Consider the following 13,830-nt stretch of genomic DNA (forward strand, 5'->3'; position numbering starts at 1 on the left):
AGGCGGGCAGGTATTCAACGTGGGACGTGTGCGTGTTTAATTCGTCATCAACTCACGCACCGAAACCCCGCATAAACGTACTGATAATGCGGCTGAAACCAGTTTCGAAATGTCGGTCGTAGCATGCACTGTGCGGTGCGCGCCGATCCGCCCTTCAGCACGTAATGTTTGCCGTCGAAGAAGTTAGCCGAGTAACCCAGATAGAACGGAAACGGCTCGAAGCCCGGCAGCCCGTCGAACAAAGTCGAAGTCCACTCCCAGCCGTTCCCGTACTGGCCTTCCACGCCGAACGCGCTGACATTGTCCGGATAAGCGTCGACTGGACGCGGGTCCCAACTGCGGAAGTCGAAGTTGCCCGAGCCGGCATGCGGCGCGCCCTGCGCCGCGCGCTGCCATTGCGCTTCTGTCGGCAGCGCCTTCCCCGCCCAGCGCGCATAGGCGCTCGCCTCGGCGTGGCTCACGTACGCCGGCCAGTCCGGTGGAAGCGGTACTTCGTCGAACATCGTGCGCAGCGTCCATTCGCCGCGTTGGCCGCTCGCCTCGCGTCGAGACCAGAACGCGGGATGCTCTATGTGCTCGGCTTCCTTCCAGGCCCAATCTTCTTCCGACCACCATTTCCGCTCGCGATAACCGCCAGCTTCAATAAACTCGCAAAACGCGGCGTTCGTGACCATATAGCGGTCGATCTCGAAGGCAGGCACGTCGACGTGCAATTCACCGAACTCGTTGTCCCAGCCGAAGCGGCCGCCGTCGCGCGGCATGCCGATCACGGCCGAACCGGCAGGCACGCTGACCACCGGCGACAGGCTGTTCGCGCGCCCCGGACCCGTCACCACAGGCTCGCGCAGATCCGTCACCTTCTGCTCGAGCGGCAATTGGTGAAGCATGTAGGCAAGCGTCTCGGCATGCATCAGTCGATGCTCGATTGCCACGTTGAGCAATTGGCCCGAAGCATCGATTCGCGCGGAATCGGTAAGCGTCCGCAGTTCGCGGTCGATCTGTCCGCGGGCATTCAAACCGTACTGGCGCACGGTATCGAGCGAAGGCCAGTCGCCAGGCTCATCGGTGGGAAAACCACCGTCTACCGGGTCGATACCGAATGCGAATAGCTGATCGAGCTGTGCATCGAACGCGGGCAGATCGAACAGGCGCTTATCGAACAGATTACGATCGAAAGCTTCGAGATGCCCGATATAGAACACGATCCGGTGCCGTTCACGGATCGGTCGCTCGTAAAGGAACTCGGGCTTGACGATGGAAAAGAGGGCGTCGGTAACCTGACGCGCGTCGTTCAGACGCTGGACGAGCGGATGATGTGGACCGGGGTCGCGGTTCATTTCGCCGGGTCTCCTTGCGGGGGACGGACTAAACAAAGACTGTACCCGCTTGCAGATGCCATGCCAAGGCGCAAGGTCCGCCGAAAAAACGTGGCAAAGGACGCGGCCGCGCGGTCCGCGCCCCTCGTGTCGAGCTTAAACCTGGCGCAAGCCGTCCAGATCGACGATGCGAATGTGCTTGCCTTGCGTGTCGATCAGGCCGCGCTTTTGAAATCTTGACAGGGTGCGGCTCACGGTTTCGAGCGTCATGCCGAGGTAGCTGCCCATGTCTTCGCGCGTCATTCGCAGGTTGAATTCCGCCCAGGAATAACCGCGTTGAGCATTGCGCTCCGACACGTCGAGCAGGAATGCCGCGACTCGTTCGTCCGCCGAAAGCGAGCCGAGCACCATCATCTGGGCCGCTTCGCGCACGATCTGCTCGCCCAGCATTTTGTGCAGGCGTTCCTGCATCGAGCCGATTTCGCGGCACAGTGACTTGAGCGCCGTGTACGGAACGATGCACACCGTGCTGTCCTCGAGCGCCAGCGCGCTGCATGCGTGCCGGTCGTCGCTGATGCCGTCGAGGCCGAGCGCTTCACCCGCAAGTCGCAGCCCGGTGACCTGTTCGCGCCCGTCCCGATGCGCCATGACGGTTTTCATCGAGCCCGAACGCACCGCATAGATATTGTCGAAACGGTCGCCGCTGCGGTACAGCGCGTCCCCGCGATGCACCGAGCGCGCGGAGCAGATCAGCGTTTCGAGTTTGGACAACTCGTCGGGGGACAGCCCTTGCGGCATGCACAGTTGACGCATCGCACAGCTGGAGCAGCGCGCGGCGCTGCGCGTGCTGGTGCGTCCGGCGGCCCGCGGCGTGGCGCGGCGGCTGCGCTGCGCGGGCGGCGAACCGACAGCGGGGCCGGGGGAAACAACGGAGTCGGCGGCGCCGGCGGAGTGTACAACAGCGGTAGAAGTAAGCATGTCTGAGCCAATGTCAGGGGTAATGCCCCGATTGTCCCACCGGCTCTGTCCCCCGTTTCGCGGCAAAATGACGCGCTTCGGCGCTCAGGCCTCTTGAGCGATATCAGACCTCGACGACGGGTCTGAAGCGTCCTCACGCATTCCGCAGAGGGGCACTTACGCTCACTCATCCTTTCGCCTGAACAGCGCCTTTCCCACGTCGACGCAAACGTTTGGCGAAATTTTCACTTTCTCTTGCGACCAACTCTCAAGGTTTCGCGGATTGTGTCGTCATATTGTCTGAAGAAAGCGGCGGCAACGAGAAGGGGCGGATTCACACGCGCCCGCGTCGGCGCGCGCCGGTGGTTCAAAGGTCATCGAAGTGAACCGCCTCGAGACAGGGCGCATCCTTTCACGCTGAAGCGCCGGCTGCTTCGCGACAACTTTTATCGTGCGGTAGGGCAAGGAATTAGACACATGAAGATTTCGAATATGAAAATCGGGGTTAGGCTCGGCTCCGCCTTCGCGCTGATGGTCGCGCTGCTCGTCGGCACGGCTATCGTGGGCATCGAGCATCTCGAGTCCACGAACACGAAGATGGACGAGATCGTCAGTAACCGCTACACGCTGATTGCGCTCAGCAATCAGATCAAGAGCAACGGCTACAAGGCGAACGGCATTCTCAGCAATCTGCTGCTGACTACGTCGCCGGACAGGGCCAAGCAGTATATGGACGACTATGCGGCCATCCGCAAAGCGAATGCGCAAGCCTACGGGGAACTTGAAAAGCATCTGACGAGCGATGACACGAAGGCGTTGTTCAAGCAGCAGTTCGACGCACGCTCGGCCTACGGCGTGAGCGTGAAAACTTTCTTCGATCTGGTGAGCAAGAACCAGCAGCAGGAAGCGCGCGATGTCTATCAGGGCGACATGGCGCGGCTTCAGGACGCGTACTACCTGCTCGTGGACAAGATGGTCGACGTGCAGGCGGAGCGGATGGCGCGCGACGTGGCCGATGCGGTTGGCGAAGCGCATCGCGCGAAGATCCAGATGATTTTGCTCGCACTGATCGCGACGCTGATTGCGATTGCCACGGGCATCTTCATCACGCGCACCATCACGCGGCCGATCAACCGCGCGGTGAGTCTCGCGGAAGCGGTCGCGGCGGGCGACCTCACGCATCACCTGCATGTGGATACGACCGACGAAGTAGGGCGCCTATTGACCGCGCTCGAACGCATGACCGGCAATCTGCACGGCATCGTCGCGCAAGTGCGCCAGGGCACGGACACGATCAGCCAGGCAACGCGCGAAGTGGCGAGCGGCAACATGGACCTGTCAAGCCGCACGGAGCATCAGGCGAGTTCGCTGGAAGAAACCGCGGCTGCCATGGAGCAACTCACGTCGACGGTCAAGCAGAACGCCGACAACGCGCGTGAAGCGAATCAGCTTGCGTCGAGTGCTTCGGACGTCGCGGTGAAGGGCGGCAACGCGGTGAATCAGGTCGTGAGCACGATGAGCGCGATCAACGAATCGTCGCGCAGGATCGTCGAGATCATCGGCGTGATCGACGGCATTGCATTCCAGACGAACATTCTTGCGCTCAACGCAGCCGTCGAAGCGGCGCGTGCCGGCGAGCACGGCCGCGGTTTCGCGGTGGTCGCGAGCGAAGTGCGCGGGCTTGCGCAACGCAGTGCCGTCGCGGCGAAGGAAATCAAGGAGCTGATCGCCGACTCGGTCAATCAGGTCGGTACCGGCGGCAAGATGGTGGAGGACGCGGGGCAGATCATCAGCGAAGTCGTCAAGAGCATTCGCCACGTGACGGAGATCGTCGCGGAGATCAGCTCCTCCAGCAAGGAACAAAGCGAAGGCATCGAGCAGATCAACCATGCGGTCACGCAGATGGACAAGGTGACGCAGGAAAACGCCGCGCTCGTCGAGCAAAGCGCCGCTGCCGCGCAGGCCTTGCAGGACCAGGCGCAACAGCTCACCGATACCGTCAGCACGTTCAAGCTGAACGGCGACACGGCGAAGCAACGGCGCGCCGCGAACCAACCGCACGCACATCGCACGAACGACACGAACGGCATGAGCGAGGCCGGCGCGTGGCTCAACGCGAGCATGTCACCGCAGTAGAAGCCAGGCGGACAACGGACGGAGACACGAGCCGGTCGCGCGGACCGGCTCGATAACAACAGAAGACCGAGCGCTCTGCAAGCCCGCATCCGCATCGCGTTCCTTTCCGTTTCGCTGTCTGCCGAAAATCGCGGCCAACTGTCATGTTGCCGTCGAGGGCTTGCGCCCCGAGCATCCCAATGCGGACAGCGAAATCCGACTAACGGTTTCTTCCGCACGCTATCAAACATGTCCCACGTCTCTTCCGAATCGATTGTTCTTTCACGCTCACCGGCCAGCGCGGATATCGAACAGGCAGGCGACCTGTCGCCGGTAGCGCGGACGTTGCAGGTCCGGCGCTTCATCGACGCGTTTCGTCAACACGGTCATCGTCAGGCGTCGCTGGACCCGCTGCGCCTCACGCCCGTGCCCGAAGTGCCTGAGCTCGACCCTGTGTTTCATGGGCTGGACCCGGCGCAGCCGATCGGCGCCGAGAATCCACTGCTGCCGCCGTCGGCTGCGGTGCATGAACTGGAGCGGCAACTGAGGCGCATTTATTGCGGCGCGATCGGCCTCGATCTGACCGGTATTCGCGATCCGCAGCGCCGTGCGCGTTTATCCGCAATGCTCAAGTCGGAACAGCTTGCGCCGTTGCCCGCCCGCGAGCAGCGCCGCGCTCTGTTGCGCCGCCTGATTGCCGCGGAAATGTGGGAGCGTCATGTGGCGGCGGTTTTCGAGCATGCAAAGCGCTTTTCGCTCGAAGGTTGCGAGAGCCTCGTGCCGCTTCTCGAAGCGATCGTCGATCACGCCGCCGCTCAAGGCGTTCAGCAGGTGTTCGCGGGCATGCCGCATCGGGGGCGCCTCAATGTGCTCGTCAACGTGATGGGCTTCGATCCGGCGAAGCTCGTCGATTGCCTCGATCCCGATTCCGATGTCGCAGCCATGCAACGCGATCTGCCTTATCACCTCGGCGGCAGCACCGTCAGACGGACGCTCGACGGCGATGTCGCGATGTTCCTTGCGCACAATCCGTCGCATCTGCAAAGCGTGTATCCGGTCGTGAGCGGGATGGCGCGTGCATACCGGGACGAGCATCGCGGCTTTGGATGCCTGCCGGTGGTCGTGCATGGCGATGCGGCATTCGCGGGCCAGGGCATCGTGATGGAAACGTTGAACATGACGCGCAAGGACGGTTACGCGTTGGGCGGCACGGTACACGTCATCGTGAACAATCAGATCGGCTTTACGACGCTGAACCGCATGGACGCCGAAGGGCATTCATATTGCACGGACGTCGCGCGAATGATCGACGCGCCCGTGATCCGTGTGAACGCAGACCGTCCCGACGAGGTCCTGCGCGCCGCGAAGCTCGCATTGCAGTACCGCATGGAGCACGAAGCCGATGTCGTGATCGATCTGATCGGCTATCGGCGCCTGGGTCACTCGGAGCACGATATTCCCGCGCTGACGCAGCCGTCGCAGCAAGCGTCAATTTCGGCGCATCAGACCGTCACCGAGCTTTATCACGCGGCCATCGGCGAGGAAACACCACTCGACGTGTTGCGCGCCGATGCATTGAGAGACCTTCTGACGCCGCCCACCCAAACGTTGTCGCGGCAGCGCCCCGAGCGCGAGAACGGCACGAAGCGGACCAAGCGCACGCGGCCGCTGTCGCTCGCCCGCGTGCAGTCGCTTACCGCGGCGTTGACTCGCACGCCGCCCGGGCTGCGGCTACATGACTTCGTGCGCGACATCACGGCGAAGTGGCACAAGAGCGTAGAAGCGGAAACAGCCACGGCCGACTGGTGCTTCGCCGAGAACCTCGCTTACGCAAGTCTGCTCGACGACGGGCACAGTGTGCGCATCTCCGGCATGGATGTGGGCCGCGGCACCTTCATGCATCGGCATGCAGTGTGGCACTCGCAGGGCGCGACTTCCGATGCGCCCGAGCCTCATGTGCCGCTGCAAAATCTCGGTGTGCATCAGGGTGAGTTCGACATCATCAATTCACCGCTGACCGAGGAGGCCGTGCTGGGTTTCGAATACGGCTACAGCGTTCAGTCCACGTCGCACCTCGCTATCTGGGAAGCGCAGTTCGGCGACTTCGTGAACGGCGCGCAAGTGATCATCGATCAATATATCGCCGCCGGCGAGTACAAGTGGGGCCAACCGTCCGGACTGACGATGCTGCTGCCGCATGGTCATGAAGGTGTCGGTCCCGAGCACTCGAGCGCGTATCTCAGCCGCTTCCTGCAACTGTGCGCAGGCGGAAACATGAAGGTCGTGATGCCGTCGACGTCATCGCAGTGGTTCCACATGCTGCGCGAGCAGGCGCTGAGCGTCGAGCCGAAGCCGCTTGTCGTGATGTCGCCGAAGGGGCAGCTCCATGGCAATGTGCGCTCGCATTCGCCTGTCGGCGAGTTGATCGGCGGTGCATTTGCTCCGGTGCTGCAAGACAGTGGTGCGGCTTCGCCCGAAGACGTGACGCGCGTCGTGCTGTGCAGCGGCAAGTTTTTCTACGACTTGCAGGCGGCGCGCGATGCTTCCGGCGACACACAGACTGCGCTTGTCCGCATCGAACAGTTGTACCCGTTCCCGGCGAGCGAGCTTGCCCTTGCGCTCGCTGCTTATCCGAACCTTGCCGAGGCGGTGTGGGCCCAGGAAGAGGAACGGAAGCATGGTGCATGGCATTTCGTGCGCGATGACATAGAGGGAGCGGTTCCGGCGAACTGCCGCGTGTTCGACGTGTGCCGGCGCGAGAGTCCATCGGGCGCGGATTCGTCTATACGCGCGCATCGCGTAGAACAGCAGCGCCTGGTGGTGGCCGCATTGGCACGCGCCTGAAGTTGCGCCGTCAAGCAGTTTGCCCGCCGGCTTGCAATTGAGTTGCTATTGTTAACAGAAATAGGCGAGGTTATCGTGCGCGGCAATGACCATGCTGCAACGCGACCGCCTCGCCGTTTCCCGCTTCGCAATCATATTTGCGGCGCGTAAGCCGATTGGCGCGAACTGAGTAGCGCACGTTGGCATGCACGTTGCGAAGCAGTTCGTCGAAGCGATAGGACAATTGCACATGGCAACCGTACTGCTGGTAGATGACGACGCCGAGGCGTTGGACGCATGGAGCGCGATCTGCTCCGCCGAGGGCTACGAAGTAAAAACTGCGCTGGACGGTAAGTCGGCGCTAACTCAGTTCATGGCTTCGCCTGTCGACGTCGTGGTGGCCGACTGGCGCATGCCGACCATGTCGGGCAGTGAGCTGTGTCACCGGTTGCGCACACTGCCCGGGCTTGCCGACGTCGCTTTCATACTCGTTTCGGGAGAGCCGAGCCCTCCCGCCTTCGTCAGCTTCGACGGGTTTCTGCGCAAGCCGGTGGACGGCCCCACGTTGCTGGCCACCATGCGGCGCCTGCTCGAAGACCACGTCAGTCATCGCGCATTGCAGCGAGGCGGACCGACGTAGCATCGATCGCGCCCCCGGCTTCCCAAAGTCTCGGTTGCGCGCTGGCATGGCGCTCGCGGCGTCAGTCTCGCGTTTGCGCGTCGTCGGATGCTTTGCTTGCCGCGGACGGGATCAGCAGCACCGGCAAGCGAGCCTGGCGCACACAACGCTCCGCGACGCTGCCGAGAATCAGGCGCTGAAATCCGCGCCGGCCGTGCGTGCCATGACGAGCAGGTCCGCATTGAAGTCGGCGGCGGCTTTCAGCACGGCCGTGGAAACGTCGTCGAGCGACGGCGCTTCGGTGACGACGATCTCTCCCTTCACACCTTGCGCGTCCATTTCGCGCGCAAACTCCTCGCCGAGTTCCTTCCCTTGTTCGATGAGACGATTGCGAAGTATTGAAGGGTCATAGCCCGGCGCCTCGAAATACATTGGCGTATTTTCGACGACGTACAGGGGCTGCAAAACAGCGCCGTTAGATCTTGCGAGCGCGAGCGCTGCCTCGAAAGCACGGCGAGAAGTCTGGCTGCCGTCGACCGCTACAAGAATGCGAGTGTACATTTCCGCTCCAGGTCAGGTTGCGAGCTTTAATAATCGTTCAGAAACCGTGCTTCAGCCAGGATGTAAATCAACCGGTTCACAAATTTTGACGTTGCTCTCGCTGGACGACAGCCGGTTCCCCAAGACGCGCGGGCGGCTTTTTGCTCGATGCTGCGAGCCCGAAGCTCGGCGAATGCCGCTCGGGTTTGCCTTACAATCGGGATCTACTCTGACAAGCTGCATGCGCCCGGCCGATGAATGAGCGAAAAACGACGGGCTTGCCCGACAAAATTTACGGCGACATCCTGAATCGCATTCTCGAAGGCGAATACAAGGAAGGGCAGCGGCTGCCTACCGAGCATGCGCTCGCCGAACGCTTCTCGACCTCGCGGCCCACGGTGCGCGAGGCATTGGCCCGGCTGCGGGCCGACGGCATCATCGTGACGCGTCATGGGTCGGGAACGACAGTCGCGCGGCGGCCCGACCCGGACGTGCGGCGTTTCGCGCCGCTCGAAACGCTGTCCGACATCCGCCGCTGCTATGAATTTCGCATTGTCACGGAGGCGGGCGCGGCCGAGCACGCGGCGCTCAAAGCCGACGCCGACGACATTGCCGCTATCGAGCACGCATGGAATCAGCTCGAACGGATCATTGAGACGCGCGGCATCGGTGCGTCCGACGACTTCATGTTCCATCTGGCAGTGGCGCGCGCGTCGAAGAACCCGTTTTTCATCACGGTCATGTCGTTCATCGAGGAACAGATCGTCTTCAGCATGAATCTGTCACGCAACCTGTCGCTCGTGAAAACGGTGGAGCGGCAGCGTCTCGTGCAGGCGGAACACCGGGCGGTGCTCGACGCCATCCGCCGCAAGGACCCGCAAGCGGCGGGGCAGGCAATGCGAGCGCACCTGGAAAACGCGCTCGAACGGATGTTTGGTTCGTGAGGCAAGCTTCGCATGACTCGCTGTGCGCCGGCTGACCGGCCGTTACCACCACGGTGAAGCCCGGCCGGCCGAGAGCAGCGGAGCAGCGAAGAGTAGCTAAGCGGCTGCGGCGATCGGCCCGAAGAGCGCCGTGCGGGTCTTCGGACTCACCGCGATATCCAGCGCTACCGCGCGTTCCACGCCGATCTGCAGTGGTGAGCCGAGGCGGCTAATCTCGATTCCGGTCTTGCGCAACAGCCGCTCGATCGGGGTCGTTGTCACCGTCACATAGCGCGTGATACCCATGCGGTCAGCGAATGTCACGAGCTCATGAATCGCCTGCATCGTCACGTCGGCGAAGCCGAACGACTTCTCCTCGCCGCTGGTGTCGATCGCGAAGCGGCTCAGTTCCCAGATATGCCGCCCGACCGGCGCCGCGGCGCCATGCAGCAGCTGCGGAAAGGTGTCCTTCAGCATGTTCGGCCCCTCGGTCGGCATCAGACGCCAACAGCCGCGCACGCGCCGGTCGTCGGCCTGGATCAGCATGTAATGCGGTCCCAGCGCATCGTAGCCGTCGATCTCCATGCCCGCTATGGTCGGAATATCCCAGCCGAGCCGCCCGTGAAACACCCGTGCCCGCAGGCGGTACATCTCGTTGATGTCCTCGTTGTCGAACTCTTGACGCATTCCGATCCGGATCGCTGTTTGCATGACGTTCTCCTGAACGTGTTGGGGAAACCAATACGCAGGAAAACTTATGCATTCTGAATCGTTCCGCCACCTATCTACCTGGATAGGTGTGCATGCTTATCGGATATCGGAGAATTTGAGACAGAAACAGCACTCAACCGACGGACACGAAAATGGAACATCTAGACAATCACTGGCAACCGCAAACCGGTCTTCAAACGCGTTCGGCGGAGCCGTCCACGGCGGTAGACCGGGTCTTGATCATCGCGTACCGCAAAAAGAAAAAAGAAAGCCAGCGCCGCTTCTGGGCTCGCTTCGGCGTCACGCAGTCGCGCGGCAGCCGCTTTGAGTCCGGGGCGGAAATCCCGGCGCCCGTCTCGATCCTGCTGGGCCTGTACTTCACGAAAACCGTTTCCGACGCCGACCTCGGCCGCGCCGAGCGGGTGCTTCACAGCCGCGACGCCGCGGCGTTGCTCAACCCGGGTCAATAAGCCCCAGCTGTGTTGCAATCACGGCTGCTGCGCGCCGCGAATTCACGCCGAGTTTGGTCCTGATGTTCTTCATGTGGAAGTTCACCACGGCTTCCGAACAGTTCAGGATATGGGAAATCTCCCACGTGGATTTGCCGCGCGCGGTCCATTGAAGGCACTCGCGTTCGCGCGGCGTCAGCTTGGGCAATAAAGTCTGCGTGTGTGTATGCAAATGGCGCTGACTGGTGTCGATCACGAGATCACGCAGCAGCACCAGATTCGGCAAGACCACGTCGATATGACGCCAGAAGGTGTCCGTTGGGTTGGCGTCGTTCACGAAGCACATCATGCCGGCTTCCTGATTCGGGCCGTGAATCGGCAGTGTCACGCCGGCACGCAAACCGTGGGCGCGCGCTTCTTCGTACATGGACTGCTGTGGAGCGGTCGTGAAAATTTCCGGCGACCACACTAGCGGCGTGGAGCGTGCCGCGCAATGTGCGACCGTTGGGTCGATATGCACGAGGCCCTGCTCGTCGTAGGTACGGCGCCACGCGGGTGCATACGTGCTGCGAATGTAAGCGTCTTCGAGCCTGATGGTTGGGCGCGGAAGCATTGCGATCAGAAGCCGGTCGAATCCCCAACTCTCCGCGAGACCCGCGACCGCGCCAAACCATTCCGCTTCGTCGGCGGCGTCCAGTAGCGGTGCCATCTGCTCGATAAAATGTAGCGCCAATTTCCACTCTCTCAGACTCGCAAATAGCCTTTGTGGTTATTTGCACAGGTTTTTATGTGCAACTGCTTTAGTGCGGACAATCTATCACTAAAAATTGTTTTGCAAGCGGGGGCCGTCCGCTCTATACGCAGCTTTAACCCGCGTTTAACCGGGCGCGAATAAACCGGCACGCGGGCATTCACCCTCCCGGGATTTACGTATACCGCGAACCCACGCCGTAACCCCCAAGCAGCAAGGGGTTCGGCTCCGCACGACCATTGCCCTGACGTCGCATTCCGCGAATGCCAAATAAACAGGCAAAACCACTCCATTCGCCATGCCGTGTCTTAACCTGGACCTGCTGGGTTCTACTGCCTAAATCATCGCTTAGCGCGAATGGCGCTTATTCTTCTATTGTCATACAAAAAGTCTCCCGCTGCGCCTCGACATTTTTGTTGGACGCGTCGGCTTGTCAATTCGCGCATGCAAAGTTGTTTGACAACTTTTCCGGGCAGATGCTACCGTAGACGCTACTACTCCTCCGGTGTCCACTGATGAACGAATCTCCGTTTGACGATCGCGAACTCGCGGCCTCGGTCATGGCCGTGCCGCCGCTGGCACGCCGCGCAGACCATGCACTCGACGCCGATCAGAATGCCACGCTGATCCGCCATATCGAAGCAGGCGGCGTACGCACACTGCTCTATGGCGGCAACGCGAACCTCTATCACACAGCAGTCAGCGAATATCGCGATTTACTCGATTTGCTGGCCGATGCCGCGGGCCCCGACACGCGCGTGATCCCGGCAATCGGGGCGGACTACGGAAAGATGCTCGACCAGGCGCGTATCCTCGCGCAGACCCGCTATCGCACGGCAATGGTGCTGCCGCTCGCCGGCTTTACGACGTCGGAGGGCGTTGAAGCGGGTCTTACCCGGATTGTCGACGCGGCGGGCATCCCGCTCACGCTGTACATCAAAAGCGAAGACTATGTGGAGGTGGAGACGCTGGCGCGCCTCGTCGAGCGCGGCACGCTGCTCGCGGTGAAGTATGCGATCGTCCGCCATGAATCCCGCCGACGATCCCTACCTGCGGCGCCTTCTGCAACACGTGCCGGCGGGCAAGATCGTGTCAGGCATGGGCGAGCGCCCGGCGCTCGTGCATCTGCGCGAGTTCGGCCTCGCGGCATGGACAACCGGCTCTGGCTGTATTGCGCCTCACATGGTCACGGCATTGCTGCACGCTGCGAAAACCGGCGACAGCGACACCGCACAACGTCTTTACGACGCCTTCCTGCCGCTCGAAACCTTGCGCGACGACATCTCGCTGATCCGGGTGCTGCACGACGCGGTCACGTTCTCGAAGATCGCCGATATGGGGCCGATGTTGCCGCTGCTCAGTTCGACGCCGCCCGAACATCATGCGAAGATCGCCGACGCGGCGCATGCGTTGCTCGCGCTTGAAAGAGAACACGTGCGCGTGTCCGCACCAATTAATCCAACCAGATAGAGGCAGCATGACCGACCACAGCCGACGCTATCCCGATCCTTCCGTGCGCGTACTCGATCCGCGCTTCAAGTCGCTGACTCTTGCATCAGCGTCCGTCGAGTGTCTGTATCAAGGCGCGCGCTGGTCGGAAGGGCCGGTCTGGTTCGGCGACGGCCGCTATCTGCTGTGGAGCGATATCCCCAACGACCGCATCTTGCGTTGGGACGAGGCGAGCGGCATGGTCAGCACGTTCCGTCAGTCGTCGAACAATGCCAACGGCCATACACGCGACCGGCAAGGCCGCCTCGTGAGTTGCGAACATTTGACGCGCCGGGTTACCCGCACCGAATACGACGGCTCGATTACCGTGCTCGCCGATCGCTACCGCGGCAAGCGTTTCAATTCGCCGAACGACGTCGTCGTGAAATCGGACGGTTCGATCTGGTTCAGCGATCCGACGTTCGGCATAGACGGCTTCTACGAAGGCGAGCGGCAGGAGTCGGAACTGCCGGCGTGCGTGTACCGCATCGACCCCCAGTCAGGCGAGGTGAGCGTAGTCGCCGACGACATTCTCGGACCGAACGGCCTCGCGTTCTCGCCGGACGAGTCCGTCCTCTATATCGTCGAATCGCGAGGCGAGCCGCGCAAGATTCGCGCTTTCGACGTCGACGGCAACGGCGCGGCGCTGTCGAACAACCGCGTGCTGATTGACGCGGGCCCCGGCACGCCGGATGGCTTTCGCGTCGACGTCCACGGGAATTTGTGGTGCGGTTGGGGTATGGGCACCGACGAACTCGACGGCGTGCGCGTCTTTACACCGCAAGGCGAGCCGATCGGCCATATTGCGCTGCCGGAGCGCTGCGCGAACGTGTGCTTCGGCGGACGTCATCGGAACCGGCTTTTCATGGCGGCGAGCCACGGCCTTTATTCGCTATATGTGAACACGCAGGGCGTACGCGGCGGTTGATCGCGGGCTTTGGCCGCGAACGGTCCGCGATAGTTGCCTGACAAGCGCTTATTGCACGTTGGGCGGCTCGGGGTTTGCCCTTCTATACAAGCGCGCCAAATCATTGAGGCCAAAGGCCTTCGGGCGAAAATGCCCCGAATGTCGGGGAAAACGCGAGCAAGAGTATTTGCTTGACATCGGCTGTTCCGCTTCGCTATGTTGCAGTGGTTG

10 protein-coding genes and 2 pseudogenes are annotated in these 13,830 nt (G+C 61.9%); 7 read left to right on the forward strand and 5 right to left on the reverse strand.

Going from position 1 to position 13,830, the window contains the following annotated elements; genetic code table 11:
* Window positions 1-47 precede the first annotated feature (47 nt).
* Together RW095_RS17345 and RW095_RS17350 are read right to left on the reverse strand one after the other, a co-directional pair.
* Entirely contained in the window at window positions 48-1,337 is a 1,290-nt protein-coding gene (locus RW095_RS17345) for an SUMF1/EgtB/PvdO family nonheme iron enzyme (RefSeq protein ID WP_317017175.1), read from the reverse strand.
* A 135-nt stretch (window positions 1,338-1,472) separates the two neighbouring features.
* Window positions 1,473-2,129 carry a helix-turn-helix domain-containing protein gene (locus RW095_RS17350; protein ID WP_128592652.1) on the reverse strand — a complete coding sequence of 219 codons (657 nt, stop codon included), beginning with the start codon at window positions 2,127-2,129 and terminating at the stop codon, window positions 1,473-1,475.
* Between the two features lie 621 nt (window positions 2,130-2,750).
* On the opposite strand from RW095_RS17350, the gene RW095_RS17355 reads away from it, so the two are divergent.
* From RW095_RS17355 to RW095_RS17365, 3 genes are all read left to right on the forward strand, one after another.
* A complete protein-coding gene (locus RW095_RS17355; RefSeq protein ID WP_317017176.1) occupies window positions 2,751-4,409 on the forward strand; it encodes a methyl-accepting chemotaxis protein in 1,659 nt (552 codons plus the stop codon).
* Window positions 4,410-4,637: 228 nt separating this feature from the next.
* Window positions 4,638-7,232 carry a 2-oxoglutarate dehydrogenase E1 component gene (locus RW095_RS17360; RefSeq protein WP_317017177.1) on the forward strand — a complete coding sequence of 865 codons (2,595 nt, stop codon included), beginning with the start codon at window positions 4,638-4,640 and terminating at the stop codon, window positions 7,230-7,232.
* A gap of 229 nt (window positions 7,233-7,461) precedes the next feature.
* Window positions 7,462-7,851, forward strand: coding sequence for a response regulator (locus tag RW095_RS17365; protein ID WP_128596336.1), 390 nt, complete (start codon window positions 7,462-7,464; stop codon window positions 7,849-7,851).
* Between the two features lie 61 nt (window positions 7,852-7,912).
* Here RW095_RS17365 and RW095_RS17370 read toward each other — a convergent pair.
* Window positions 7,913-8,391, reverse strand: a pseudogene (locus tag RW095_RS17370) (universal stress protein).
* Between the two features lie 233 nt (window positions 8,392-8,624).
* Between RW095_RS17370 and RW095_RS17375 the strand changes: the two are divergent.
* Window positions 8,625-9,314, forward strand: a complete 690-nt coding sequence (locus tag RW095_RS17375) for a FadR/GntR family transcriptional regulator (RefSeq protein WP_128596337.1) — start codon at window positions 8,625-8,627, stop codon at window positions 9,312-9,314.
* A 96-nt stretch (window positions 9,315-9,410) separates the two neighbouring features.
* Here RW095_RS17375 and RW095_RS17380 read toward each other — a convergent pair whose 3' ends face one another.
* The gene (locus RW095_RS17380; protein ID WP_110403842.1) at window positions 9,411-10,004 is read right to left on the reverse strand and encodes an acyl-homoserine-lactone synthase; all 594 of its coding nucleotides are present in this window, start codon (window positions 10,002-10,004) and stop codon (window positions 9,411-9,413) included.
* A 152-nt stretch (window positions 10,005-10,156) separates the two neighbouring features.
* On the opposite strand from RW095_RS17380, the gene RW095_RS17385 reads away from it, so the two are divergent.
* Entirely contained in the window at window positions 10,157-10,474 is a 318-nt protein-coding gene (locus tag RW095_RS17385) for a helix-turn-helix domain-containing protein (protein WP_020066662.1), read from the forward strand.
* On the opposite strand, the gene RW095_RS17390 is transcribed toward RW095_RS17385, so the two are convergent.
* Window positions 10,458-11,162, reverse strand: coding sequence for a helix-turn-helix transcriptional regulator (locus RW095_RS17390; protein WP_317017183.1), 705 nt, complete (start codon window positions 11,160-11,162; stop codon window positions 10,458-10,460). The genes RW095_RS17385 and RW095_RS17390 overlap by 17 nt on opposite strands.
* 557 nt (window positions 11,163-11,719) lie before the next feature.
* Here RW095_RS17390 and RW095_RS17395 point away from each other — a divergent pair.
* Together RW095_RS17395 and RW095_RS17400 are read left to right on the forward strand one after the other, a co-directional pair.
* Window positions 11,720-12,674 (forward strand): annotated as a pseudogene (locus tag RW095_RS17395) (dihydrodipicolinate synthase family protein).
* A 7-nt stretch (window positions 12,675-12,681) separates the two neighbouring features.
* Window positions 12,682-13,620 carry an SMP-30/gluconolactonase/LRE family protein gene (locus tag RW095_RS17400; protein ID WP_317017184.1) on the forward strand — a complete coding sequence of 313 codons (939 nt, stop codon included), beginning with the start codon at window positions 12,682-12,684 and terminating at the stop codon, window positions 13,618-13,620.
* Window positions 13,621-13,830 lie beyond the last annotated feature (210 nt).

Source organism: Paraburkholderia kirstenboschensis (assembly GCF_032806925.1).
Classification (GTDB): domain Bacteria; phylum Pseudomonadota; class Gammaproteobacteria; order Burkholderiales; family Burkholderiaceae; genus Paraburkholderia; species Paraburkholderia kirstenboschensis.

Bases quoted from the DNA above. Each gene is read 5' to 3' on its own strand.
- RW095_RS17345 (WP_317017175.1), bottom strand. From the start codon at position 1,337: ATGAACCGCGACCCCGGTCCACATCATCCGCTCGTCCAGCGTCTGAAC.
- RW095_RS17350 (WP_128592652.1), bottom strand. From the start codon at position 2,129: ATGCGTCAACTGTGCATGCCGCAAGGGCTGTCCCCCGACGAGTTGTCC.
- RW095_RS17355 (WP_317017176.1), top strand. From the start codon at position 2,751: ATGAAGATTTCGAATATGAAAATCGGGGTTAGGCTCGGCTCCGCCTTC.
- RW095_RS17360 (WP_317017177.1), top strand. From the start codon at position 4,638: ATGTCCCACGTCTCTTCCGAATCGATTGTTCTTTCACGCTCACCGGCC.
- RW095_RS17365 (WP_128596336.1), top strand. From the start codon at position 7,462: ATGGCAACCGTACTGCTGGTAGATGACGACGCCGAGGCGTTGGACGCA.
- RW095_RS17375 (WP_128596337.1), top strand. From the start codon at position 8,625: ATGAATGAGCGAAAAACGACGGGCTTGCCCGACAAAATTTACGGCGAC.
- RW095_RS17380 (WP_110403842.1), bottom strand. From the start codon at position 10,004: ATGCAAACAGCGATCCGGATCGGAATGCGTCAAGAGTTCGACAACGAG.
- RW095_RS17385 (WP_020066662.1), top strand. From the start codon at position 10,157: ATGGAACATCTAGACAATCACTGGCAACCGCAAACCGGTCTTCAAACG.
- RW095_RS17390 (WP_317017183.1), bottom strand. From the start codon at position 11,162: ATGGCACCGCTACTGGACGCCGCCGACGAAGCGGAATGGTTTGGCGCG.
- RW095_RS17400 (WP_317017184.1), top strand. From the start codon at position 12,682: ATGACCGACCACAGCCGACGCTATCCCGATCCTTCCGTGCGCGTACTC.